The organism is Carnobacterium sp. 17-4, from assembly GCF_000195575.1.
Classification (GTDB): domain Bacteria; phylum Bacillota; class Bacilli; order Lactobacillales; family Carnobacteriaceae; genus Carnobacterium_B.
The window spans coordinates 1140949-1165051 of the sequence record NC_015391.1; the positions used below are offsets into that span (position 1 = coordinate 1140949).

25 protein-coding genes and 1 pseudogene are annotated in these 24103 nt (G+C 31.4%); 13 read left to right on the plus strand and 13 right to left on the minus strand.

Annotated elements, in window-relative coordinates; all coding sequences use genetic code 11:
• Positions 1–150: 150 nt before the first annotated feature.
• Positions 151–1974, plus strand: a complete 1824-nt coding sequence (gene lepA / locus CAR_RS05540; RefSeq protein ID WP_013710735.1) for a translation elongation factor 4 — start codon at positions 151–153, stop codon at positions 1972–1974.
• Between the two features lie 115 nt (positions 1975–2089).
• Here lepA and CAR_RS05545 read toward each other — a convergent pair whose 3' ends face one another.
• The gene (locus CAR_RS05545) at positions 2090–2320 is read right to left on the minus strand and encodes a tyrosine-type recombinase/integrase (protein ID WP_041556282.1); all 231 of its coding nucleotides are present in this window, start codon (positions 2318–2320) and stop codon (positions 2090–2092) included.
• A 138-nt stretch (positions 2321–2458) separates the two neighbouring features.
• On the opposite strand from CAR_RS05545, the gene CAR_RS13195 reads away from it, so the two are divergent.
• Entirely contained in the window at positions 2459–2614 is a 156-nt protein-coding gene (locus tag CAR_RS13195) for a hypothetical protein (RefSeq protein WP_162467526.1), read from the plus strand.
• 25 nt (positions 2615–2639) lie between these two features.
• Here the strand turns inward: CAR_RS13195 and CAR_RS05555 are convergent, their stop codons facing one another.
• The 4 genes from CAR_RS05555 to CAR_RS05570 all read right to left on the minus strand — a co-directional run bounded on the left by CAR_RS05555 (position 2640) and on the right by CAR_RS05570 (position 5908).
• Positions 2640–2870, minus strand: coding sequence for a hypothetical protein (locus tag CAR_RS05555; protein ID WP_041556284.1), 231 nt, complete (start codon positions 2868–2870; stop codon positions 2640–2642).
• A gap of 422 nt (positions 2871–3292) precedes the next feature.
• Positions 3293–3841, minus strand: a complete 549-nt coding sequence (locus CAR_RS05560) for a TIR domain-containing protein (protein ID WP_013710738.1) — start codon at positions 3839–3841, stop codon at positions 3293–3295.
• 20 nt (positions 3842–3861) lie between these two features.
• A complete protein-coding gene (locus CAR_RS05565; RefSeq protein ID WP_202945006.1) occupies positions 3862–5286 on the minus strand; it encodes an SIR2 family protein in 1425 nt (474 codons plus the stop codon).
• A gap of 37 nt (positions 5287–5323) precedes the next feature.
• On the minus strand, positions 5324–5908 hold the full coding sequence (locus CAR_RS05570) for a toll/interleukin-1 receptor domain-containing protein (protein ID WP_013710740.1): 585 nt from the start codon (positions 5906–5908) through the stop codon (positions 5324–5326).
• Between the two features lie 154 nt (positions 5909–6062).
• Here CAR_RS05570 and CAR_RS05575 point away from each other — a divergent pair, with 154 nt between their 5' ends.
• Entirely contained in the window at positions 6063–6647 is a 585-nt protein-coding gene (locus CAR_RS05575; RefSeq protein ID WP_013710741.1) for a GNAT family N-acetyltransferase, read from the plus strand.
• A 409-nt stretch (positions 6648–7056) separates the two neighbouring features.
• Here the strand turns inward: CAR_RS05575 and CAR_RS05580 are convergent, their stop codons facing one another.
• Positions 7057–12084 (minus strand): sacsin N-terminal ATP-binding-like domain-containing protein, encoded by a 5028-nt coding sequence (locus CAR_RS05580; RefSeq protein ID WP_013710742.1) that lies wholly within the window; start codon positions 12082–12084, stop codon positions 7057–7059.
• A gap of 609 nt (positions 12085–12693) precedes the next feature.
• Between CAR_RS05580 and CAR_RS05585 the strand changes: the two genes are divergently transcribed.
• A complete protein-coding gene (locus CAR_RS05585) occupies positions 12694–13176 on the plus strand; it encodes an SRPBCC domain-containing protein (protein WP_013710743.1) in 483 nt (160 codons plus the stop codon).
• 116 nt (positions 13177–13292) lie between these two features.
• Here the strand turns inward: CAR_RS05585 and CAR_RS05590 are convergent, their stop codons facing one another.
• Positions 13293–13622 (minus strand): GNAT family N-acetyltransferase, encoded by a 330-nt coding sequence (locus tag CAR_RS05590; RefSeq protein ID WP_013710744.1) that lies wholly within the window; start codon positions 13620–13622, stop codon positions 13293–13295.
• Positions 13623–13694: 72 nt separating this feature from the next.
• On the opposite strand from CAR_RS05590, the pseudogene CAR_RS13455 reads away from it, so the two are divergent.
• The 3 genes and pseudogenes from CAR_RS13455 to CAR_RS13155 all read left to right on the plus strand — a co-directional run.
• Positions 13695–13925: pseudogene (locus CAR_RS13455) on the plus strand (transposase); the annotation flags it as partial.
• A 230-nt stretch (positions 13926–14155) separates the two neighbouring features.
• Positions 14156–15655, plus strand: a complete 1500-nt coding sequence (locus tag CAR_RS05595) for an FAD/NAD(P)-binding protein (RefSeq protein WP_013710745.1) — start codon at positions 14156–14158, stop codon at positions 15653–15655.
• A gap of 141 nt (positions 15656–15796) precedes the next feature.
• Complete coding sequence (locus CAR_RS13155; RefSeq protein WP_158305244.1) at positions 15797–15970, plus strand: hypothetical protein; 174 nt, start codon at positions 15797–15799, stop codon at positions 15968–15970.
• Here the strand turns inward: CAR_RS13155 and CAR_RS05600 are convergent.
• On the minus strand, positions 15950–16597 hold the full coding sequence (locus tag CAR_RS05600) for a GNAT family N-acetyltransferase (protein WP_013710747.1): 648 nt from the start codon (positions 16595–16597) through the stop codon (positions 15950–15952). The genes CAR_RS13155 and CAR_RS05600 overlap by 21 nt on opposite strands.
• 97 nt (positions 16598–16694) lie before the next feature.
• Positions 16695–17729: a YeiH family protein gene (locus CAR_RS05605; RefSeq protein ID WP_013710748.1), complete on the minus strand. Its 1035-nt coding sequence runs from the start codon at positions 17727–17729 to the stop codon at positions 16695–16697.
• Between the two features lie 115 nt (positions 17730–17844).
• On the opposite strand from CAR_RS05605, the gene CAR_RS05610 reads away from it, so the two are divergent.
• The 5 genes from CAR_RS05610 (at position 17845) to CAR_RS13160 (ending at position 20919) form a co-directional block, all read left to right on the plus strand.
• Positions 17845–18732 carry a LysR family transcriptional regulator gene (locus tag CAR_RS05610; protein WP_158305245.1) on the plus strand — a complete coding sequence of 296 codons (888 nt, stop codon included), beginning with the start codon at positions 17845–17847 and terminating at the stop codon, positions 18730–18732.
• A gap of 379 nt (positions 18733–19111) precedes the next feature.
• Positions 19112–19261: a 50S ribosomal protein L33 gene (gene rpmG, locus CAR_RS05615; protein ID WP_013710750.1), complete on the plus strand. Its 150-nt coding sequence runs from the start codon at positions 19112–19114 to the stop codon at positions 19259–19261.
• A gap of 160 nt (positions 19262–19421) precedes the next feature.
• Complete coding sequence (locus CAR_RS05620; protein ID WP_041556287.1) at positions 19422–20327, plus strand: NAD(P)/FAD-dependent oxidoreductase; 906 nt, start codon at positions 19422–19424, stop codon at positions 20325–20327.
• A gap of 91 nt (positions 20328–20418) precedes the next feature.
• Positions 20419–20688 (plus strand): 30S ribosomal protein S14, encoded by a 270-nt coding sequence (rpsN, locus tag CAR_RS05625; protein WP_013710752.1) that lies wholly within the window; start codon positions 20419–20421, stop codon positions 20686–20688.
• 108 nt (positions 20689–20796) lie between these two features.
• Positions 20797–20919 (plus strand): putative metal homeostasis protein, encoded by a 123-nt coding sequence (locus CAR_RS13160; protein WP_158305246.1) that lies wholly within the window; start codon positions 20797–20799, stop codon positions 20917–20919.
• Positions 20920–21068: 149 nt separating this feature from the next.
• Here CAR_RS13160 and CAR_RS05630 read toward each other — a convergent pair whose 3' ends face one another.
• From CAR_RS05630 to CAR_RS05640, 3 genes are all read right to left on the minus strand, one after another.
• Positions 21069–21368 (minus strand): hypothetical protein, encoded by a 300-nt coding sequence (locus CAR_RS05630; RefSeq protein ID WP_013710754.1) that lies wholly within the window; start codon positions 21366–21368, stop codon positions 21069–21071.
• Positions 21369–21598: 230 nt separating this feature from the next.
• Positions 21599–22267 carry an SHOCT domain-containing protein gene (locus CAR_RS05635; RefSeq protein ID WP_148229388.1) on the minus strand — a complete coding sequence of 223 codons (669 nt, stop codon included), beginning with the start codon at positions 22265–22267 and terminating at the stop codon, positions 21599–21601.
• A gap of 138 nt (positions 22268–22405) precedes the next feature.
• On the minus strand, positions 22406–22786 hold the full coding sequence (locus CAR_RS05640; RefSeq protein ID WP_013710756.1) for a hypothetical protein: 381 nt from the start codon (positions 22784–22786) through the stop codon (positions 22406–22408).
• A gap of 301 nt (positions 22787–23087) precedes the next feature.
• On the opposite strand from CAR_RS05640, the gene CAR_RS05645 reads away from it, so the two are divergent.
• Positions 23088–23282 (plus strand): hypothetical protein, encoded by a 195-nt coding sequence (locus CAR_RS05645; RefSeq protein WP_013710757.1) that lies wholly within the window; start codon positions 23088–23090, stop codon positions 23280–23282.
• Positions 23283–23445: 163 nt separating this feature from the next.
• On the opposite strand, the gene CAR_RS05650 is transcribed toward CAR_RS05645, so the two are convergent.
• Positions 23446–23925, minus strand: a complete 480-nt coding sequence (locus CAR_RS05650; protein WP_041556289.1) for a hypothetical protein — start codon at positions 23923–23925, stop codon at positions 23446–23448.
• Positions 23926–24103: the final 178 nt, after the last annotated feature.

The following is a 24103-nucleotide window of genomic DNA, read 5'->3' on the forward strand; positions in this document are numbered from 1 at the left end:
TAAAACACAAAGAAAAGCCTGAGCTAATGCTTAGGTTTTTCTTTCGTCTTAAGATCTAGTTTGAGCCAACTCATTGTAATTCAAGCTTTTCACTGGTATAATTTACAGTGACACTTTTTCGGAATAAATAAAGAAGGTAGGCACGACTAGATGAATAAACAGGAATTAAATGAAAGACAAAAACGCATTCGGAATTTTTCCATTATTGCCCATATTGACCATGGAAAATCGACTTTAGCAGATCGTATCCTACAAATGACGCACACAGTTGCTGACCGTGATATGCAAGCACAATTATTGGACTCGATGGATCTTGAACGTGAACGAGGCATCACGATCAAATTAAACGCGATTGAATTGAACTATACTGCAAAAGATGGAGAAACATATACGTTACACTTAATCGATACACCAGGACACGTCGATTTCACGTACGAAGTTTCAAGAAGTTTAGCAGCGTGTGAAGGGGCGATTCTAGTTGTTGATGCAGCACAAGGAATCGAAGCTCAAACACTGGCTAACGTTTATCTTGCTTTAGACAATGACCTTGAGATTATACCTGTTATCAATAAAATTGATTTGCCAGCTGCAGATCCAGAACGTGTTCGTGCTGAGATTGAAGATGTAATTGGAATCGATGCAAGCGATGCAGTTTTAGCGAGTGCTAAAGCAGGTATTGGGATCGAAGATATCTTAGAACAAATCGTTGAAAGAGTTCCTGCTCCAGTTGGCGATACAGACAATCCTTTGAAAGCTTTGATATTTGATTCTGCTTACGATGCTTATCGTGGAGTTGTCTTAAACATCCGCGTGATGGAAGGTATGATCAAACCTGGCGATACTATGAAAATGATGAGTAATGGAAAAACATTTGAAGTAGCTGAAGTTGGGATCTTTTCACCTAAACCGATCAAACGCGAATTCCTAATGGTTGGAGATGTTGGATATGTTACTGCAAATATCAAAACAGTCCAAGATACTCGAGTTGGGGATACTATTACATTAGCTGACAATCCGGCTACAGAATCATTAGAAGGATACCGTAAAATGACGCCAATGGTTTATTGTGGAATGTACCCAATTGATTCTTCTCGTTATGGCGATTTAAGAGACGCTCTAGACAAATTACAATTAAATGATGCAGCACTTCAATTCGAAGCTGAAACTTCACAAGCGCTTGGATTTGGGTACCGTTGTGGGTTCTTAGGACTCTTACACATGGACGTTATCCAAGAACGCCTTGAACGTGAATTTAACTTAGATTTGATTACAACAGCTCCGTCTGTTATCTATCATGCAAACTTGACAGATGGTACTCAAAAAGTCGTAGCAAATCCAGCTGAAATGCCTGAACCAGGTGTAATTGAATCGATCGAAGAACCTTATGTAAAAGCAACAATCATGGTTCCAAATGATTACGTTGGTGCAGTTATGGAAATCGCACAACGCAAACGTGGCGACTTCTTAACGATGGATTACATGGATGATAACCGAGTAAACGTGGTTTATGAAATTCCATTATCTGAAATCGTATATGATTTCTTCGATAAATTAAAATCAAGTACTAAAGGCTATGCTTCTTTAGACTACGAAATGATTGGCTATAAGAAGAGTGCTCTATCTAAGATGGATATTCTATTAAACGGCGAAAAAGTAGATGCTTTAGGATTTATCGTCCATAAAGACTTTGCTTTCAACCGTGGAAAAGCGATCGTTGATCAATTGAAGACGATTATTCCAAGACACCAATTCGAAATTCCTGTTCAAGCAGCAATCGGACAAAAAATTGTTGCGCGTTCAAACATCAAAGCTTTACGTAAAGACGTTACAGCTAAACTTTATGGTGGTGACGTAACCCGTCGTCAAAAACTATTGAAGAAACAAAAAGCTGGTAAAAAACGTATGAAACAAGTCGGATCAGTTGAAGTACCTCAAGAGGCGTTCATGTCCGTTCTTAAGATGGATGACGAGTAAAAGGTTGATATAACAATGTTTTATCTGGATTCGTACAACTAAATAAAAGAAATTGCCAACATTGACTTGATTTTTAGGTCGAATGTTGGCAATTTTTGTTTTATAAGTAAGCAAATTATAAATCATTATTTAAATAATTTTCAAATATATCACTGTTTCTTTTTTTTGTTTTCTCAGCTACGTGAGCATATATATCCATAGTAGTAGAAATAAGAGAGTGCCCAAGTCTTTCTTGAACATCTTTCATTTTAGCTCCGTTCTCTAACAACATAGTAGCGTGAGTGTGTCGAAACGAATGAAATGAAAAATCGAATTGCAGTTTATCTCTAATTTTTCGCATTTCCATTTGATACTTTTCGGAGACACTAAAATTTCGTTAGTTAGTAAATATAAAATTAAATTCTTATAAGTTACCGTATTGAAACCCCACAAAATACGAAATTATAGGAATAAAAGCAGAAGAAATACGGAAGTGGTGAGAAGAGTGGAAAAAGAAGAATATTTAAAGAAATTTAAAATACAAAATAATGTTTCAGAGTTTGGTTTTTCAAAAGAGGTTGAACTAGCTGGTGAAGCTATCGTTGGAAAATTAAAAAATCGAGATCTAACGTATGAAGAAGCATACGCCAGTCTCGAATGAACCTATAACAAATTAAAATATGAATCTAATTTTTTGAAACTTTTATAGAAACAATTCTATAGTCTTGACCTTCTAAAAAATAATTTTCATAACTTTCGTTGTCTGAAAATTTAATTGACGTAACAATATTTGACTGGGGTTTCCAATCAGCAGAAAACCTTTCACCGTTGCATTCAATAATTAAATCAAAATTATGTTTGTCTTCTGAAACTAAATTAAGTGAAAAATAAACAGCTTGAACATGCATTAATTTCAATGGTATCACCTTCTTTAAAGAGATTATCTAATTCAAAAAAATTTGAAGAAGGAAAACATTTTGAATAAACTTTTGAAAATAGCTATAACGCTCACACCTGTTGGATCAGTCGTGAAGGTCATAAACAAAATTGCAAAGTCTTCAACCCCAACGGAAAAAGAACAATTATAGTTGTTAAATGATATACTATCTATCCAAGTAAATTTAGTTCCATATGTTTTTCCTCATTCCTTCTTTAAATGTCTAATTAGTTTTTGAATAAAAATGCTGTAATACTTGCGGAAGGGGGGAGAGCGCACTTGTTTTACAAGTATCATAATATTAACTCCTTTAGATATAAAATTAGTATAAGAAAAAAGACGCTCATTTTTGAGCGTCTTAAAAAATAGTGCGTTTAATGATTAACGAAAAATATTGTTAATTTATTTTGGGTATCTATTGCGAATCTGAATAGCTTCTTCAATCAATAGTTCTATATTATCTTTTATATCTTTGTATACATACTTACTTGTTTGATAACTTGATTCATAAGTACTACAAATCGAACTAAGTCTTATTTCATTAGAATCTGCGGGTAAATCATGCTGTGCAATATAATTAAATGTTTTGTCTATACAGAAATTTTTGAACGGATTAGCTCCTTTTGAAGATTGCTTGCCCTCTATATCTTCAAGATTATGAATATAGATACCTACAATACCTTTTCCTTGTTTCCAAGCTTGCTCAATTTCATAACGAACCCATTTTCTTGAAGACGTCTCGCTACCTATAAGAACAACGAGACATGAGCGTTTTTTCATTTCATTATCAATCCAAGATTTAATAGATGTATCGCTTTTTAAACGAACTTTTTCCCAACCGTTATCAGAAAAAATTGGTTGACTTTCTACAACACCGATATTTCTAATTTGACCAGTTCTCCAAACATCATTCGAAAAATGAAAACTGAAAAATACTTGTCTTATTGCCATAAATTCTCCTCCTTAATAAGCTAAAATACTTGTAAACTGTCTATAATTTTTAAAATAGTATTAATCAATTGTGTTTGATCATTACTTTTACTAAGGATATCAATATGTTCTTCTAAATAGGGGTAATCAGAAATATTTTGACTGACTTCATTAAATATTTCTCTAGCTGCCCATCCAGTGCTTCCGATTGGAATCAATGCGACGTTGTTTTTTTTAGCAATTTCATACTCATCTAAAACCCCCCTTGCTATCTCAGGATTTTCATCTTTAAGTTTATTACCAAACATAAAGATAGCAATTCCAGATTGACTGATCATATCAGTTCGATATTTTTTCCATTTATCTTCTTTTGGGATAAGTCCGTTAATTGTTTGTGGAAAAGGCCTTAAAGAAAGATGTTCATCAATGTGTTTAAATTTACTAGACATAATTTCTTCTAATGCACCATTAACAACAGAAGAACCAATTCCTAAACCAAAACCTGAAATAACTTTATAATTCTTGCAAACTAGTTCTTTTGATAATAAATATGCTAAACTTTCACACTTCTCTTTAGTCCAAGGTTCTGAAAATATTGATGCACTACCAGAAATAAAAATATTTTTTCGGAGATATCCATTTTCAATTTCAGATAATAAGTTTGTAATTTCTGAATAACTATCTAAGGTAATAGCTTGTATACCATACCGTTGCAGATCCTCTATACGTAATTTCTGTTTAGCTTTTCGATACAAGAAGTCTTCTTGTATTTCTCCTTTTTCTTGTTTTACTTTTTCGAAAAAGCAATAATGATCACGAGTTGATTCCTTTAAGAGAACTCGAATTTGACCAAGAACATAATTTAGATTAGGATCTTCAAAACTAAACCCAATAAAAACAAATGTTTTCGACACTAAGTCACCTTGTAGTACGGTTCTAAAAAGAGGTCGTTCGTTTTCGTAAATCTCGTAATCATCTTTAGTTAAAACTGCTTGAGCAGGTAATTTCGAATCTCCATGCATTTTATAGACAACAGCATCTCTATCATAAATATTATCTGCTAATGACTGCTGTGTCATCTTTATATCAGCTTTTCTATCATTCAATTCTAGGCCTTTTTCTATAAGATCATCATAATTGGTGGTCCAATAAGTCGAAATAGGTAATCTAGTAATAATTTCGACATTTTCATTAATTTCTACTTCTTTATTAAATTCATTTAAAATTTTTGAATTGATACCAGATCTATTTCCTCGAACATTCTTATAGTATTGTGCAACTGCAATTAAATCATCTTCTTTATCAACATTTAATCCGATATCTTTAGCAAGTGGGCGTACAAGTTCTTTCCAACTAACATATCCCGAGCTTCTGGATAACCCAGCACCTGCGAATACAGCAGCATAACCTTCTGATACGGCTCTAGTATATTCCCGTATAAATTCTTCTATAGTTGCTATTTTAATGCACTCCTTGTTCTCAAATTATAAAATGCTAGTAAAATTATTTTTCTAAAAGCCATTCTTTGAAAGAGGTTATATAGGTACCATCTTTTTTATCAGTAAAAATATAATATCCTTTTGGAACAAAGTTTCCATCAATATCAGTTTCAGACCCATCAAAAAACGTAATATAAGGATAAATAGACATATACTCCGAGCCTTTATAACTCCAATCAGATGTTTCTGCCGGCTTCATAGGAAACAAGGCAATATTTTTTTCGAACTTTTTTGCGTCACCAAAACCTAATTCCCAATTACACCATTTTGATTCAATAGCTCCATTTGTAGCAAGTAATATAAACTTGTCGCAATCATTAATTCTTTTTTTTATTCTTGAAGCTGTTTCTCCAGATGTAATTGTTGGGAGTGAAGGATCTTTACTATCAATGTAAACTTTCACATCAAAATTTTTTTCCAAAAATCCTAATATATCTTTAAGATTTTCTAGTTCATCATGCTTATGTGAAATAAAAATTGTAGTTTTAGTTTCTGAGAACTGATAGCTTTTTTTTATTGATGCTCTTGCTTCATTTAAATTATGTTGAGAATAATTCTTAAATTCGCCTTGTTCGAATATCTTTTTCATAACTATCTCCTTTTATTTAATATAATGCAAATTTACGGAATAATTTATTATATTAAGGAAAAAAATAAAAAATATGTTATTTTAATTATAACACTTCTCAATAATAAGTATAATATAGGTGGAAATTATAGTTAGTTTAAAGGAGAGAAAATTAATGTTTTATCGAAACTCTAAGAAAGAAAAATTACTATATGAGCTTTCTTTTTACAAACAAGAAATAAAAGAGCTTTCTTATTATAAAAAAATAGTTGAACAACAGAGAGTTAACGATAAACGTTGTAAAGAGCATCATAAGCATATTCTAGAAGGAACTAACCATATAGTCATTGATCAATTGGATATCACAAATGTTACTGCAATTTATATCTATAAGTTAGATTGTCCAGCTGAGCAATGGATGTTTGATCTAGGATTCAGTCTTCAATATGAAAGTTTTGCAACTCTTATTGGTAAATTGGAATTTGGATTAATTATTGAGAATCAAGCAAAGATAGAAAAGGTCTGTGTAGCTAAAGAGTATAGAAACCAAGGGATTGCTACTTACATGATGAAAAAAGCAATTGCCTGGGGGGAAGTTCAAAGATTTTCAGAGTTAACATTGTTTGCTAGTACTGCTATAGAAAAAATAGAAAACGAACTAAATCAAATTGAATTAATTAACTTTTATCATAGTTTAGGATTTGAAAACAATTTTCCTAAATCAAATAATATGGTTTATAAATACTTACCAATAAAATAAAGTAAAAGTTTCAAAACTTTCTACAAGAGTATGAAAATTATTAATATCAATACAATCATTATATATAGATAAAACACAAAATTTTATCAACAATTACAGATAGTAAAAATATACATAAGAAGACTTGGATCTAAACTACTGAAGTGAATAAGTATAGTATATTCATAGATTACCAGTTAATATTTAAGAGGTGAAATCTAAATTTGCTTTAAAGTAATTTAGAACAATTAAGCAGATAAAAAAAGTGACTAGAATGTTTTTCTAATCACCTTTAAAATTTAATTTTTAATAGATAGAATAAACGAAATATACTACCAATTTTAGAATATATTAGATTCAAATGTAATTAAACTCATTCAATACGAATTTTTTTAAAGATATTATAACAAGTCTTTTCATACCTATTTAATCATTTAAAAGATATATCTTTCTTAATTTTAACAATAATACTTGATCTACTGGAATCTAAGACTGCTTTTGGATTTTGTTCATAGTTAAGTTCTTCTTTTGTATATATTGTAACTTTTTTTGAAAGATACTCTTGTAATGATATATCTGTAAGATATTTCTTTTCCAAAAGAATATTCGATACATTACCATTCATTGCATCAACTAAATGATATGTCCATATTCCATGTTTTAACTCATCACTAGAATAAGAACTTTCACCGGGTTGGCATGATAAGAAAGTTGCATAGTAGGGAAATTCACTAATAAGAACTCTAATTTCTTCATCGTTTAAATCAGTAATACTGTTTCTCTGCATTGGATTTTGAAAAGCTTGTGCACAAGCGTCTATAAAAATAAGAGCATTTTTACATTTAGATTCTTGTAAAGGATTGAGTAACATATGTTGTAAAGAGATCGCAGTTTCATTTATATTGGATGGATGCATATCATAAGTTGATAAGTAATTAGTAACTCCGTTATGGAATCCATGCCCAACATAATAGAAAATTAATCTGTCTTGTTCAGTCAAAGAAGCGAACAAGCCTTTTAAATCATATTCTAAATTAGATTTTAAAGCCTTTTCGTTAATAATCATTGTGATATCATCTTCGGTGATATGCATACTTTCTTCTAACATTTGTTTAAACAAATATGCATCATCTTTCGCATATTTAACTTTAGATATTTGATTGCTCGATCTAGGAGCATACTCTTCAATTGCAATAATAACAGCTACGGTTCTATTATATTCTGGTTCAATTAATTGAATTTCTTTTCTTTCATGAATACTTTGGATACCTTGACGAGTATATTTTTTACCTTCAAGGAGAATTTCTTCCTCTGCTTTTTTTGTTTCTATTATAAATATTTTTTTATCATCATTTTCTATCCAGTTATAAGTGACAACTGGAGTTATAGAAAGTAAAGAAATCGATTTTTGTATAATGTCTAACATTGGAAAATCGTCACTAAGTCCAACTATTTCATTTTTATTCATATCTATTTCTTTCATACCGAAAATCAATTTTCCACCTTCAGTATTAGCAAAAGAAGACGTAATCTGAGCTATTCTATAAGGATCGAATGGAACTGCATTAAAATCAAATACTTCAGATTTAGTTTTTTGCTCTAAATATTCCCAATTGTATTCTGTTATATCAATATTATTTATTGGTATTCTATTTATACCTGTTGTTTTCAAAAGTTGTCCAAGAGTAATTTTTTTGGGAACATTTATCCCATCCTCATACCAAAGTTCTGCATCAACATGTTCTAGAACATCAAACTCAGAAGTGTAGTAAATTAATACTTGATGATTATCAGAGGGACGGGCAACGATTGTTACGTTGTTTCCATTTTTAGTTATACCTCCAATTATACTATCAGTAATATTATAGTGATGAGAACAATCATATTCAGGTAATTTTCCCAGGTGAGCAAGTATATTTGGAATTGCTCTAGAAATTAAACTTTCAACATAAAGCATTGAGTTATAATCAGATCTAGATAAATGGAAAAATTCAGGACGTACATTTTCTGTATCTATTGCATTTCGTATATCTTTAAACGAATTAATATTTTTTGTTGTTTGGCTATCGGACAAATCATCATACAGACTTTGCTCAGGAATACCTAGCTCTTCTTGTATAAAATAGTCATGAATTTCTTCTTTTGTTGATCTTAATAGAAAATCCAACTTTTCTTCATGTCCAGTTAACTCAAGATAATTACAAAGAATATTTGATAGGTTTAAAAATACACTATTGCTATTCCATGGATTAGTCACATATAAAGTAGAATTTGAATAATGAGTATTTACACTTTTTACAAAATTAATCCCTTCATAAGTGATTTCTAGTTTATCAGATTGAAAAATCATCAATGAACTAATCATATTATTTAATTTTTCAATGTTAATACTTAAATTATCAGCATAGGAGCCACTATTAATCCAAAGCAATAAGTAAGGAATAATAGATTGTAAATTACTTTTTAGAGGTACACATTCTTCCTTTTTGGTAGAAATTAATTGGAATTCATCTTGTTTAAGCAGTTGCACCCCAAAGTACTGGAATAAAATTTCTAAATGGGGATTTTTTCTATTTTCAGCGTTGAGTAGTATGAAAATATATTGATCTTGAAAAATAGACTCATTGCCATAAATAAAACATTTCAGATTTTTACATTCACTGAATCCCATTTTTGTATTTAACAAGCTCTCATTTTCAGCCCATTTACTGACTATTTCAATTTCAGAAGAGCTCCAATTAACACATTTATCTAATAAGATTTCATAGATCAATTGAACTCTTTCAATATTTGATTTCTTTATTCGACCATTATCATCCATATCATTAGAAATTTTTTCGAGTATTGTTAAATAATCATTGAGACATAGTGAGGTTTTAAATCCGAAAAAAGCTCTCCAATCTGAAGTTAAATCTGGACCATTAAAAACAGGTAAATATTTTGAAGATATATCTTTAATATCATTTGTGTTAAGAAATACTTCATGTGTAGTTTCACATGTATTTGAAAGTGTTGGTATGCATTTTTTATTTCTGATCAACCAAGGAACATAATTTTGTATTTTATCCCCAGTTGTACGGCCTTCATAATTATTACGTCCCCAAAAAGCTATCGCAGGAATCTCTATATTGTCAGGATTGAAGTTATTAATATAATCTGACCAAAAAGGGGAAGCAAATTTAAAATTATTTTCAGTAAATTTGCTAAGCTTTAAAGTTGTGATATTGCTAAACTCGTTTGCAGTAAATTCTGAAACAAAGGGTTTAAATTTTTTATCATCTGTATTAAAATAAGCGCTGATTATATCTATATCAGTACTTGAACTAGAGAATTTATCTTTTAATATTTTTTTTGAAATCCCTTCCTCTACTCCAAGATGTTTAAAGAAAATTTTCCAATCATCTTTTTCATTGAGGTTAGTACAATACAATTCACTTATTAAATTATCTATTTCTAGTAAATCTTCAATTTTTAATCTCGGATTATAATAATTCGAAAAATAACAATCTTTTGCCGAATGAAGAAAACCAGTAGTGGTTAGTAATTTTAGTCCATTTAATTGTTGTAGTATTTCTTTAGATAGAGATCCATTTTTATATAAATTGAATAATTCTCTAACAATAGTAATAGCATTTTCTTTAGTAATGTAAGTTTCAATGTTGGGTATTATTTTTTGAGTAATATAAGTTATATCTGTTTTTTCAGTCATCCCTAAATCTTCTAACCATCTTCTAGTTTCTAAATCTTCTGATAACCATTGTAGTAGTGAAGGGTGAATGAATGATAGTTCATTATCTTTGTTTTGCCAATTCTTGTCACCTGCCTCTGGAAAACAAACTTGATTTGGATAATTCAGCACATTTTTATGATCCCAAACAAAAGGAAGTCCTGTAACAAACTGAGTAGAAACTTCTTCAAACCTTTCTGAATTAGCAACTTTTTTAAGAAACTTTATTAATTCGATATTTCTATCAATAGTGTGAGATTGACGAAAGTATGGAGACATTAAAAAGTTTTTTAAGTTTTTCCACTCAAAGCTTTTTGCTCCTAGTAGTTTAAAATTACGAAAATATTGAAAGTCTTTAGCAAATTTTTTAGGTATATTCTTTTTTTCATCCGGACCACAGTTGGATACGAAATTTTTTATTTTCTGAGAATCTATAAATGATTTATCAGATAACAAAGTATAGTCAACAATGGTCTCCTCAACTTTGAGAAGTTCATCTTCTTTGGAGAGTATGAATGGAATTTCATTAAGGGCATCTTTAATGCCACTGTTAAATTCTTTACCTAAATCATTATCAGTAAGCTCAGAAGGTATTAGCTGATATGCTTGAGACTTAAATTCGCTTAAAGCTAATTTTGAAATCCATTTAAAAATTTCTATAGCAATTTCTTTGAAAATCCATTGATTCCATTTTGAATCTATATGAAGAGATTCTCTATTGGCAGATGTAAGAAAATTGGTATTAACTAATACTGGCAAAGGATAATTACGTTCATCGGTTGGTAAATAAGAATATAGCAGTTTATCGCCTTGGCTTAATTTACTAATTCCGTTTTTACCTAATTTAGCTACTAAAGTTAATTCTATTGAAGAAGCATTAATTAATTTATCGGGTATGTTTTTTTCTTTCATCAAAATATTTTTTACATTTGTTGGAACAGGTAGTTGAATAGTGTTTGCCAACCAATTAATTTCCTCGCTATTATTTTTTTGAATGGAAATTTTATCTTTTGATGGTCTATTAATTTTAACAGTACTTAACTTTTCAATATCAAAAGTTATTTCACATATGTTTTTTAAGAATAAAAATAAATTTGTATTCTGAGATATTTTTTCAACTGATATAGATGTTTCACTAGCGTTATTTAACTTGACTATTGTTGAAACATTGGCATTAATTCCTTTTATAAATTGAGTGATGTGTTTTGGAATTTCTTCTTCTTTAGTGTATATAGGAATAATTTGCCAAGGAAATTGGAACGCTCTACCATTATTAATTTCCCATTCTTCTTGAGATTTTTCCCAGTCCCATTTATGTTTATACGATGAATCAAACCTAAGATATTCATTATTAGTATAAATTGTTACATAATTAGACTGCCCAAATACTGATTTAAATCCAATTCCTTTATAACCAGTTTTAGTAATATCAGATTTTTTTGTACCATTATTTACATTACAAATTCCACGAATGTCTTGTATATTGAATGGGGTTCCTGAGTGAGCGATAACTAAATATTCATCGAAGATTTTAATCCATACTTTAATTAAATTGTTATTTGATGAAGAGTCGTCAGCATTTTGTAAAAGTTCATAGATAAATCTTGTCGAATCTGTATAAAGATCTCCAGATAACGCATCTAAGGAACTAGCTTGATTCACAGCTTGACTAGGGTTTATATATTGGGTATTATCCTTAAAAATTTGCTCAATGTGATTTTTTAGGGTCATTTTTATTCTCCTGTTCTTCAATCCTAGGTAATAATTAAATTATAACAGGAAAGTCTAAATGATTGTCTCAAATATCGGAAAATAAATAGACACATCGATTAAAATAGAAGTATCTAGACTAGTATCATACTTAATTTCCTACAAATAAATTAAACATTTTTTTATTTGTATTCAGTGGTAATATAAGTTGAGCTAGAAACTTGATTATATAAAATAAAGCAACGAAATATACTACCAATTTTAGAACCCAAAATTAGAACACATTAGGTTCGAGTCTATTCAAATTCCTCCAATATGATTCTTTTCAAAATACTGTCATATCAAGTCTTTTCATACCCATTCAAGACGTCAAATAAAAAACCAGGTCTTAAGAAAGCTCATACAGCGTCTCAATACTAAAAACGTTAATATAACGTTATATATTAAAAATAATTGTCTATATGGCAGTTCTTTTTTTGTGAATGAAAACTAGCATACTCAATTTGCTGCTGACATAAGAATATATTGATATTGTTGAAGATTAAAACATTCTAGAAGAATCTCTCTACTTATGGTGGTATACTTTAAAAAAGTAAAAGAGTCGATTTTATTGATAAAGGAGCGTTTATCATGGAAAACAATCTGAAGAGTGGAAGGATTGACACTGTCTCAAAAGTAATTGATGCTTCGCCACAAAAACTTTATCAAGCATTTATGGATCCAAATTCTTTAGTTAAATGGTTGCCTCCGGAGGGTATGAGAGGAGAAATAAGTCTGTTTGAACCAGTAATAGGTGGGAGATTTCAATTAACACTCATCTACGAGGATGAATATGCTGTTCAAGGTAAAACAACTGAAAACTCAGACACTTTAGAAGGTACCTTTATCGAATTGATACCCGATAAGAAAATCGTAGAGGCTGGTGTATTTGAGTCAGATGACCCTGCCTTTGTAGGGCATATGGTGATGACCTGGTACTTTGAGGAAGCAGTCTCAAGCACAAAAGTAACGATTGTCGCTGAAAATGTCCCTAAAGGCATCAAAAAGGAAGCTCATCTTGATGGGTTGAATTCCACATTGGAAAACCTGGAGCGTTTTGCAAAGACAAGTTAGATAACACTGTACTTTATAGGCATAATCAACTCTAAAGTGGATAAATTTAGGATTGATTCTGCCTGCTTTTCTTTCTAAATTGTAAAATAATCTTTGGACTGGAACGGTTAATTTGTTTAGTCGGATAAGTTTAGTGTTCCTTCATATAGATAGTAAATTTCTAAAGTATCATTATTTACTGGTTCCCAATAATATTTTTTCTCAGCTACGCGGGATAGACTTTTATGTTCATAGTAATGATAATTAGAAGAGTTGTCGGTAAACAAATAGAAATTCTCTGCTTGATGTTGTTTAAGGTAATCATAAAAATGATTGTACAACAGTCCTCCAATACCCAATCCTTTAAATTCTTCTTTCACGATAAGCAAATTTAAACCAGCATCATAATTTTCCTGGCTTTTTTCTAAAAGAAATTCATTGATTTCCAGCGTCTGAATGTATTTCAAGGTGTGGATGAGCTAAATTTAGTTAAAAATAAAATCTGATTTAGGCAGCGTGAGGCAACGGACTCACGCTGTTTTTTTAGTCTCTTGGCATACAGTGTGGTTAATTTATTGCGTACCATATGTTTTGAACCAAAATCAAAAGGACTCCAAGTGAATAAGATACGTCTTCGTCTGTTTAAAGTGGTTGGAAATCTCGTCACTACGGCAAGACAAATCTACTTAAAACTATCAAGTTCCCATGTTTATAAGCGAGAGTTTGATGCCGTATTCAGGAAAACCCAAAGGATTCGGCAGTACATTTAAAGAACCTGTTTTTTTTAAACCGTTTAAATGGCCTAGGGAGAAGCGCGCCCAAAATTCGTGGGATGAGACTAAAAAAAATTTCTTTAGCTTTGAAAATCGATAAAAACATTTTAATTTCGATAAACCGATTCGAAATTGAAAAATAACGACTAAAATAACTTGATATTTAAAAGTATGAATTGTTCAGGTATAATTAGATGGATTAGTTTTGTAGTTACAGGAGGATAACAATGGATATTGCTATTGTAGGAGCTGGAATTTCTGGTTCCAATGTATTAAAAAGTTTAATAACCCATCCGAATTTCCAAGCGGATGACTTAATTGATGTCTATGAACCCCGTCAGTCTCTAGGCTCAGGTTTACCTTATGAACCAACTGACGACGAATCAATTATGTTAAACACCTCTTCGGATGTTTTGAGTGTGGATGAAAATAATGAATTAGATTTTACGGAATGGTTAGAAAGTCATTTTAAAGAACCAACGAATTTTGAGCAACTCGTTTCACGGCCACATTATGGAAAATATTTAGTGGAGCGCTTTTCCCCATTCTATACGCACGAACAAGTACACCACGTTCAAAATACTGTTGTTGACGTTGAAGTGCTAGATGCTGCAACAAAAGAACCAGCAGATGATACACAAGACGGCAATTTTGTGTACCGTATTAAAACGGAAAACGGCTGGCAAGATGGTGTCTATGATGCTGTATTCTTTTCAGTCGGACATCCTGAATACAATGATTTCTATGATTTAAAAGGTACTGAAAATTATATTCATAACCCTTACCCAATGAAAGAAAAACTAGCAAATTTTGACAATAATCAAAAGATTTCGGTTGTTGGAAGTGGTGCTACAGGTGTTGACTTGATGCGTTTCTTCACGTCTAATTATGAATTAGAGCAACCTCTAACATTTTATGATTTAAAAGAACCGTTTTACTGTGTAGCTATTCCTTATGAGAAGGATGATTTTACATATCACTTAACAAAAGATTGGGTGGAAGAACAAAAAGAAGTACACAATGGTTTTATTCCGCTCCAAGTCATACTCGATACGATTAAAGATGATTTAAAACAAGAGAATGCTGAGCCAATGGCAGTTTATAATCGTTATAAATCAGGAACGCTAGACGTTTTCCGCAAAGCATTTGATATGAAAGACCAGGAATTGGCAGCTGTTCAGAAATACGCGGCTACTTCTGTTCCAAATCTTCCGCATTTATATAATGCATTGTCAGGTGAAGACCAACAAGAGTATATGAAAAACTATCATCAGAGTATGTTGTTTTTCAAAATGAAAGTACCTTACTACAGCTATCAGCGGTTATTTGAATTAATCGATGCGGGTAAAGTAGAAACTGTTGCTGGTTTGAAAGAAGTAAATGCTTTAGAAAATGGTCGCTTCCAATTTGTGACGGAAGATAGCGAAGCCGAAGCTGATATTGTCGTTAACGCAACAGGTTTTATAAACAATATTGAAATACTGACTAAACACTCTGAGTTAATTAAAAATCTGTTCCATCGCCGCTTAATTATGCCACATGTGAATGGGAAATTTATCTTAGTCGATTGGCCACAGTGTCGTGTGATTAACCAACAATATGGACGTATGGATAATTTATTCTTCCTCGGTCTATTAATTGGTGGAACACAACATGAGAATAATGATGCCGGGCAAACGATTCAGCAAGCCCAATATACAGCAAAAGCGTTTATGGACGAACGATAATTTAACAATGAAATGAGCTCAGAACCCTTTGTGGTTCTGGGCTTTTTTGTTCACATGCGTATGAATTTCGAAATGGCCGGATTATTGTTATATTAAGGGTACGCAAATGGAACAAGCTATATGAATGCAAGAGGAATTTATATGGAAATCGAAGGTTACGAAAAATTAACGCTATTAGGTAAAAAAGTATTCGATCGAACACATGTGGAGCATAAGAAAGTTGTAGATGACGAATCAGCTCAACTGCTTGTATGTCATTCATATATTCATAAAATAAACTTTGAACTGGAACGGTTAATTTGTTTTGTTGGATAAGTTTAGTGTTCCTTCATATAGATAGTAAATTTCTAAGGTATCATTATTTCCTGGTTCCCAATAATATTTTTTCTCAGCTACGCGGGATAGACCTTTGTGTTCATAGTAATGATAATTAGAAGAGTTGTCGGTAAACAAATAGAAATTCTCTGCTTTATGTTGTTTAAGGTAATCATAAAAATGATTATACAACAGTCCCCCAATGCCCAATCCTTTAAATTCTTTTTTCACGATAAGCAAATTTAAACCGGCGTCATAATTTTTCTGGCTTTTTTCTAAAAGAAATTCATTGATTTCCAGCGTTTGAATGTATTTCAAAAAGATAGAATCAGGTTCAGTAATGCGTAAAATTTTTTCCAATGAAGAAATATTCTTCCTAGTACTGATTTTCTGAATATTGGTTTGGTCTACTAAGCCGGATGCTACAATTCCTACTATATTATCGTCTATTTGAGCAACAAAAACATCATCTGATTCTAGTAATAAATCACTTAGAAAAAAATCGGCCATTGGAGCTACTAAATTGTTTGGGACCCATGACCGATAATCCCAAGTGTTAATCACTAAATCCAAAATAGAATCATAATCTTCAGGCATCATCTTTCTTAAGATAGTTTCTTGTTTCATTTCTATGCTCTCCTTACTTGAAATTTTTCCTCTACGTGCAACTAACTACTGGAATCATTGATGTAAAACGACTTTTTATATCTACTAAATAATTCTATCAGAACAGCCAAGTAATTAATACAACAGCCAATACGATTTGGAAGAAGCCAATCAGTAAACCGTATAACATCGTTCGAGGTCCTTCTTTTAAGATATCTGAGAACTTAACCTGTAATCCAATCGCAGCTAAAGCAGTAATCTCAAATTGATTGCTGATGACTTCCGAGCTGTGGATCATTAGGGAAGGCAGAGGCAAAAAGCTTCTAAGTACGAACAAAAAGAAGAAGCCGATAATAAACCAAGGAACAGTCATTAGACTAGAATTCTTTTTCACTTCAGAAGTTGAGCGAGTAGTCGTTTTAGAAAATAGCGATTCTTCCTCTTGGGTATTTAATTTGCTGAAACATAAGGCTACACCAACAATGAGGAGAACTCTCATGAGTTTAAAGACAATGGACAAATTGGTTACGTCGACGCTGACCAACTTAGCTGAAGCAACGACTTGTCCTATAGATTGGACCGTTCCTCCAATCAAAGCAGATGTTTGAACGACTTCATTTTGATACAGAACAGAAGAAAGGATAGGCAATAGAACCATCAATATCGTTCCGATGACATTGACTATAGTAATAGACATGGCTTTATCTTTCTTATCAGCTTCAATCACCGGAGAAACGGTCCCGATAGCAGAAGAGCCACATACTGCGTTACCCGCACCCATCAATAAAGACATCTTTTTATTGAACTTCATAGTTCGACCGATCCAATAAGCAAATAATATCGTCAAGACCATTTGGAGAATCACAAAAATAAATCCGGTAAAACCAACTTGCTTGATGATTTGAAAATCTAAAATTATGCCGTTTAATACGATCGACCACTCTAGGAGTGCTTTTTCGGAAAACTTGGTTCCACTTTTTAAGTAAGGTTTGTTTAAAAAAGTATTCCCTAATAGGATACCTAGAAAAATAGCGATCAATGCTGCACCTATGTTCGGTATAAAGTTGGTCAAATACTGACTGATGAATGAAATTATGATGCTGATCATTAGACCAGGCAAGATGGAACGGTTATTTTTCATTTGAGTATACATATTAAACCTCCTTCAATCCTTTGTTTATAGGATTATCATATAAGGTAATTTGTATAAAATAAAATAATCATTTATTATATCTTTATAAGATAATATTATGGAGGAGCTGTTTGAGATGCTAGATTACCGATACCAAACGTTTCTTACGCTGACAGAAGAAATGAATTACACAGCAACAGCCAAAAGACTGCACATTACTCAACCCGCTGTCACTCAACACATCCAGTATTTGCAGCAGGAATTAGGGGTCGAACTGATTCGCTATGAAAACAGACAACTGTCCTTAACAGCTAAAGGCAAGCAACTGCAAAAGGATCTTTATTTGCTGCAAAGAGAGATTACTAAGGTGCAAAAACAATTGGCCTCTACTGTAGAACACACTACTCTTATATTTGGAGCTTCTTTGACGATTGGGGAATATATGATGCCGGACCTCATTGAGTTGTATTTAAATCAATATCCAACACATAATATTTCGATGGTAACGGACAACACTCAACACTTGATCGAACTATTGGAACATGGGAAAATCGATTTTGCACTGGTGGAAGGAGAATTCAATCAATCGGTATTTGAATTTAAAAAGATTACTGAGGAACCGTTTATCGCTGTTTGTTCCGGGGACAGTCCTTTATGGGAAAAGGAACAAAGCATCAATGAAGTATTTTCTACGTCTCTTTTGGTGCGTGAAGAAGGATCTGGATCACGGCTTATTTTCGAAACAGCCATAAAAAATAAAGGAATCCATTTAGATAGCTTTTCGAAAGTCATGACGATTGGGAGTATCGGTGCAATAAAAAAATTGGTCGAAAAAAATTTAGGTATTACTTTTGTGTATCAGAAAGCTGTTGAAGAAGAACTGAAAAAAGGCATCTTAAAAAAGATTCCGTTAAGTGATTTTAATGTAGTTCATCCGTTTTATTTGATTTATTTGAAAAGGATTCAGGTAAGAGAAGTGGAAACAATAGAAAAATTTTTAAGGTTAATAGAAATGAACAAATAAAAATTAAAATTGGAAAATTGATTTTACAATCGGAGGTACCTGAGTTTATTCCATAGTTAGTTAACCTATTGCATATTGCACAAGGTTTTTTCTAATGATTTAAAAAGCCTTAAATTTAAAATTAAACATTAATTCATATACATAATGGCATCCTTTTGATAACCTTCCGTTAAAAATAATTTTTATACTATTTTTAACGGAAGGTTTATTTGTTTTCAAATAAAAATCATGTTGCAAAATTGTAAGGCGGGCGTCATCTTAAACAGACGCTCAAATTAAAAAGTAATGCTCTTTTGAATATTTAAGTTGACGGGATTATTAAACTGTGCTATTTTTAAAACGTAATCATTACGTTTTAAAAAAGAAAGGTGGACTTTATATGCAAGTAAAAGTGATACTTGAAATTGTTGAAACAGGTGAGAGGAATTATCACACAACTAAAAATAAACGAACTCAACCAGAACGATTAGAATTAATGAAGTACTCTCCTAAATTAAGAAAGAAAACCTTGTATAAAGAAATTTGTTAGTTCATTTAGTTATAAAATTTTTTTTCTCTTTTGTATAAGTCTTTTTTTCTTATACATAAATTTAATTTATCTTTCTTGTAAATACTAACTTAGAGTTGCATTAAAGAAACAAAGTAGAAAGTATGAATCATATAAACTATTTATAAAAAGGAGAATGTTTATGGTATATGATTGCGTGATTATTGGAGGAGGCCCTGCAGGTCTTAGTGCAGCACTTGTTTTAGGGAGAGCCAAACTTAATGTTCTTTTAATCGACAATGACGACCCGCGTAATAAAGTAACAAATGAATCACATGGATTTATCACGAATGACAGCTTATCTCCGTTCGCTATCAGAGAAAAAGCAAAAAAAGACCTACTAAAATACTCAAATATTCAACTGATATCTGATACTGTTGCCGATATTTCTGATCAAAGTTCTTTTTTTATCATTGAAACGCTAAAAAATAATTTTGAAACAAAACGAATTATTTTAGCAACAGGTTTGAAAGAAACTCTTCCTAATATTAAAGGGTTAAAGTCAGTATATGGAGATCTATTTTTTAATTGCCCTTTTTGTGATGGTTGGGAGTTGAAAGATCAGAAATTAGCTATCATTGTCGAACAAGAAGAACATATAGTACATTTTTCAACAATGATTTTTCATTGGAGCAAACAATTAACTGTTTTCACGAATGGAATGAAAGTTGCTGATTCTATTAAATCAATTCTTGCCAAAAATGAGATTGAATTGTTTGAGGATAAAATTGAATCCATTGAAAAAGAGGATAGTAAAGGTGAAATCAATTTACACAACAGCCAATCGATAGAAGTTTATGGAGGATTTTTAGTACCTCGGTTTGAATTGAACATGACTTTTGCTAAAAATCTTTCGGTAAAATTAAATGATGTAGGAAGAATTCAAACGGATGAATTTGGAGGCACATCTTTCAAAAATATTTATGCAGCTGGAGACATTAATGCAACATTCGGAGAACAACTCGTTCACTCAGCAAGCTCCGGAAGTAAAGTAGCATCAGGAATCGTAAGGGAGATTGCTTTTGAGAATTTCATCTCGGATATATAAGAAATAAAGATTATTAATTATAAAATGGCTTTATTGGTTTATCAATTTTTAGGTGCTAATATTATATAAATAGGAAATGAGGAAATGAATAATGGCTAAAAAAAGTAAAATTGAAAAACATAAACGCCAACAAGCAACAGTTGAAAAATATGCTGTTATTCGAAAAGAGCTAAAAGCAGATGGGGACTATACAGCTTTACAGAAGTTGCCTCGCGATGCTTCACCAACCCGTTTGCATCATCGTGATCTTATAGATGGTCGACCAAGAGGTTACATGCGCAAATTTGGTATGTCTAGAATTACGTTCAGGAATCTGGCTCATGCTGGACTTATACCCGGTGTGAAAAAAGCCAGCTGGTAATACTTTAGGTTTTAGTAAGCTGTTAAATAATAAACAGCATCATTTAGAAAATATAAACAGTTACTAGTTGACCATATTTAATGGAATTAAAGATAAGGAGAGGGCATGATGTCTGAAAAACAAGATTTAGCGAGCGCTAGACGAAGAATGAAAAGTCCAAATATAAAAACAAAGAAACGTGCATTAAAAATTATTTTAGATAATAAAAGAAGAAACAAAGGAATAAAATAAACAGTTTGTACTACTCCGAATATAAAATTAAGCTAGACAAATAATGTAATTCTAATTAAGAACACACAGAAGTAATCACAAAAAAACTGCACCCAAAAAATCAGATTTTTCTCTCTAACTTTTTGGGTGCAGTATATTAACGTTTATAGTTACATTAATTTTCGTGAAATAGATTTAATAGATGAAGTTTTATAAAAAGTAGCAAATTCACTATTTTTTCCTACTGTAATCCAATCTGCTTCACTAATTAAACTAGCATAGCCTAACTGAGGTGTACTAGTAGCGATTAAAGAAAAAACATTTGTATGTAAACCATCAAACGAGTTTGAAAATATTTTCTCGAGTCCGTTTTTTTTATTCTGTTTATGTGTAGTAACGTAACCATTAAGAATTGAAGACTCAATCAGTTCAAGTTCTTCTCCATCAATAAATGTAATAACTAATTTCATGTTATGACATCTCCTTTGTAGAAGTATCGCACACAATATTAGAATTACGAATTATTATGAACTTAAATTAAAATTTAAGTTGGAAAATATAATCAGAGTAGCCATACTCACGATAAAAATAGTATATTTCCAATAAAAAATAGTTTGAAAAAATGTAGTAGGTATTTATTTGTTATTCACTAAGTGTCTAATTTAATTTTGAAAATAGTCTATTAAGTACTTATCTTTATTTATAGATTTAATAGCTCTACTTTCTTTTTGCTAAATTCTTCTTGATTGATAATATCCAGATCTAAAAGTTCTTTGTATTCTTTTATTTGTTCAATATTACTTTTTGAAATCGATACAAGTGAGGCAGACTTAGATTTTGTAGTTTTAAAGTTCGTTAATTGAGCATTTTTAGAGGAATCACAAATGATTTGTATGCTAAATTCTTCTGAATTTGTAACTTTTTTAAATTTTAACGTAGCTGTGCTAGAAACTTCTACTCTTTTTTTGGTCTTAGTAAACTGAGAACTATCTTCTGTAACTGAATTATTCTTATCTTTTTTCTTATCCTTACTTCTTCCTCCAGCATAGGCACCAACTATGGTGCCTGCTCCTGGGAATAACATTGTTCCCAAAATAGCTCCGCCAATAATTTTCCTTAACGTAGCTTTTTTCTTTGATTTGTTTTTTTTTTTAGTAACAGACATTCTATTCTGTTTTGATTCAATAACAGTATTGTAGAGGGGACCATCAAAAACATATTCAAGTAATTCAAAATAAACAGGATCCTTTTTATTGAAGAAGACTAAACCAGCTTCATTTTGTTTCATTTCTCCTAAACCAGCAAAACCAATACCAATTTTTTCTCGTCCATTTTTGATCTGTAACATCGATTTATTAACTACAGTCATTTGAATTCCTCCATTTTTTTAATGCATTCATTATCTAAAAAATAAAAAAAATTAAGGTGTCAGGCAGCTTATCTAAAAAAATCTATAGAAGTTTTAATTTTTTGTTTTCAAAAAGAGAGTAAAAAACTCTTGTTGTTCTTAATAGTTTTGAGGAAGTATAAAATAAAGTGAGATAAAGAGCAGGATTACTGTTGGAATTGAATATAGAGTGATTTGGTATAATTTAGCTCTTTTCTTAGAGGTATCAGCTGAATCAAACACATTTACTCCCACTTTATATCTATCAGCGACATGGTTGAGGAAAAAAGAGAAAAGCATTAACAGCCAACCAGCGTAAAACAACCAATTTGAATTAGAGTTGATAGATGCTAGATAAAAGAAAGTCAATGCATAACTTAGCGAACAGATCCACTGATATTTGTTGGCTCTATTCTTAACAAATGAAATTAAAGCCTGAATCAGCATAATTGGTATTGCAACGAATTGTAGAACGTCTATAAATAAAATAAATCCTTCCATTAAAAAGCCTCCATAATATGACTTAAGTATGTATATATGTGATGTTCTTTCTCGGAAAATTATTCTTATTTGTTCTCTAGGATATTTTAAATGTCAGTGAATGTATATAATTGATTTTAGCATTATAAGAGTACCTTGTGTATCTGAAAATAAAAAAAATATGTTTTGAGGCACAACTACCTATTGAGATTCATAGGTTTATTGTACAACTATTCTTTTATGTGGATTTTTTAGTAAGCTAACTACATCGAGTTGAGATTGCTTTCTGGTATAATATAAGCACCAGAAAGGAGGGAGAAATATGATGTATAACTATAGAGTTTTAACTGTTACGAGTAATCCTATTGGAGAATTTGAAGGGCGCGAAACCGTACAAAACGATTTAGAAGTATTGTTAGGAGAAGTAAGTGAGAATGAAGGAGAAATTGTTTCTGTCAACCAAGTTATGACTGAACCGCATGTTTTACTTACAACAGTTGTTTATAAAGTGCAATAAACTTCAAGACTCCTTTTTGGGGTCTTTTTTTTATATATTAAATTAATTCATTAGTATCCTACTTGATAATAGAACTACTATTAAAATAATACTTATAATAAGAATAAAAACCGGCCCTACACATTATATGTAAGGCCGTCAATGAATCTATTGTTTAATTTATCTAAGCGATTACTTCATAAGTACCATCTTTATAAACTTTATATATACCAGCAGTTCCAGAACCGCCTTGCTCTTGTAAGGATTTGCTTATTAATTTCAATGTGTAAGAGTCTTCATCTGATTCTACAACTTCATAGACGATATCAGTATTATCAGCTTCAATTCCAGTTTGTTCTTTGATGAGAGTAAAAGCTTCTTCTTCAGAATTAATGACATTTTCTGATGTGCTTGGAGTACTTTCTGTAGTTTCTTCTGAACTACTTGAAGTGCTTTCTGCTGGTTCTTCCAAGCTGCTTGAATTCGCTGATTCACTTTGTTCAACTGAACTGGTTGTACTTGAAGTGCTTTCTGCCGACTCTTCCGAACTACTTTGTGCAACAGAAGATTGTGAAGAAGCTTCTTCATCTCCATTGCTAGTACCGCAGCTGGTTAAAATAAATAACCCCATTAGCATAGTTATAGTCATACTTAATTTTTTCATTTTTTTCTCCTTTCGTAATAGGAATAGTTTGAGAAAAGAAGAAGTAAACTATTCTGTTAGTGTTATTTTTTGATTAGATAATTTTCATTACCTAATTGGAGTATATCACTACCAAACTTGTATTAAAAATAATTAGGCTGACCAACTTATTGAAATTGCTGACCTATTTAATAGTAAT

Coding starts and splice junctions, on each gene's coding strand:
- lepA (WP_013710735.1), top strand. CDS start 151: ATGAATAAACAGGAATTAAATGAAAGACAAAAACGCATTCGGAATTTT.
- CAR_RS05545 (WP_041556282.1), bottom strand. CDS start 2,320: ATGGAAATGCGAAAAATTAGAGATAAACTGCAATTCGATTTTTCATTT.
- CAR_RS05560 (WP_013710738.1), bottom strand. CDS start 3,841: ATGGCAATAAGACAAGTATTTTTCAGTTTTCATTTTTCGAATGATGTT.
- CAR_RS05570 (WP_013710740.1), bottom strand. CDS start 5,908: ATGAAAAAGATATTCGAACAAGGCGAATTTAAGAATTATTCTCAACAT.
- CAR_RS05575 (WP_013710741.1), top strand. CDS start 6,063: ATGTTTTATCGAAACTCTAAGAAAGAAAAATTACTATATGAGCTTTCT.
- CAR_RS05580 (WP_013710742.1), bottom strand. CDS start 12,084: ATGACCCTAAAAAATCACATTGAGCAAATTTTTAAGGATAATACCCAA.
- CAR_RS05585 (WP_013710743.1), top strand. CDS start 12,694: ATGGAAAACAATCTGAAGAGTGGAAGGATTGACACTGTCTCAAAAGTA.
- CAR_RS05595 (WP_013710745.1), top strand. CDS start 14,156: ATGGATATTGCTATTGTAGGAGCTGGAATTTCTGGTTCCAATGTATTA.
- CAR_RS13155 (WP_158305244.1), top strand. CDS start 15,797: ATGGAAATCGAAGGTTACGAAAAATTAACGCTATTAGGTAAAAAAGTA.
- CAR_RS05600 (WP_013710747.1), bottom strand. CDS start 16,597: ATGAAACAAGAAACTATCTTAAGAAAGATGATGCCTGAAGATTATGAT.
- CAR_RS05605 (WP_013710748.1), bottom strand. CDS start 17,729: ATGTATACTCAAATGAAAAATAACCGTTCCATCTTGCCTGGTCTAATG.
- CAR_RS05610 (WP_158305245.1), top strand. CDS start 17,845: ATGCTAGATTACCGATACCAAACGTTTCTTACGCTGACAGAAGAAATG.
- rpmG (WP_013710750.1), top strand. CDS start 19,112: ATGCAAGTAAAAGTGATACTTGAAATTGTTGAAACAGGTGAGAGGAAT.
- CAR_RS05620 (WP_041556287.1), top strand. CDS start 19,422: ATGGTATATGATTGCGTGATTATTGGAGGAGGCCCTGCAGGTCTTAGT.
- rpsN (WP_013710752.1), top strand. CDS start 20,419: ATGGCTAAAAAAAGTAAAATTGAAAAACATAAACGCCAACAAGCAACA.
- CAR_RS13160 (WP_158305246.1), top strand. CDS start 20,797: ATGTCTGAAAAACAAGATTTAGCGAGCGCTAGACGAAGAATGAAAAGT.
- CAR_RS05630 (WP_013710754.1), bottom strand. CDS start 21,368: ATGAAATTAGTTATTACATTTATTGATGGAGAAGAACTTGAACTGATT.
- CAR_RS05635 (WP_148229388.1), bottom strand. CDS start 22,267: ATGACTGTAGTTAATAAATCGATGTTACAGATCAAAAATGGACGAGAA.
- CAR_RS05640 (WP_013710756.1), bottom strand. CDS start 22,786: ATGGAAGGATTTATTTTATTTATAGACGTTCTACAATTCGTTGCAATA.
- CAR_RS05645 (WP_013710757.1), top strand. CDS start 23,088: ATGATGTATAACTATAGAGTTTTAACTGTTACGAGTAATCCTATTGGA.
- CAR_RS05650 (WP_041556289.1), bottom strand. CDS start 23,925: ATGAAAAAATTAAGTATGACTATAACTATGCTAATGGGGTTATTTATT.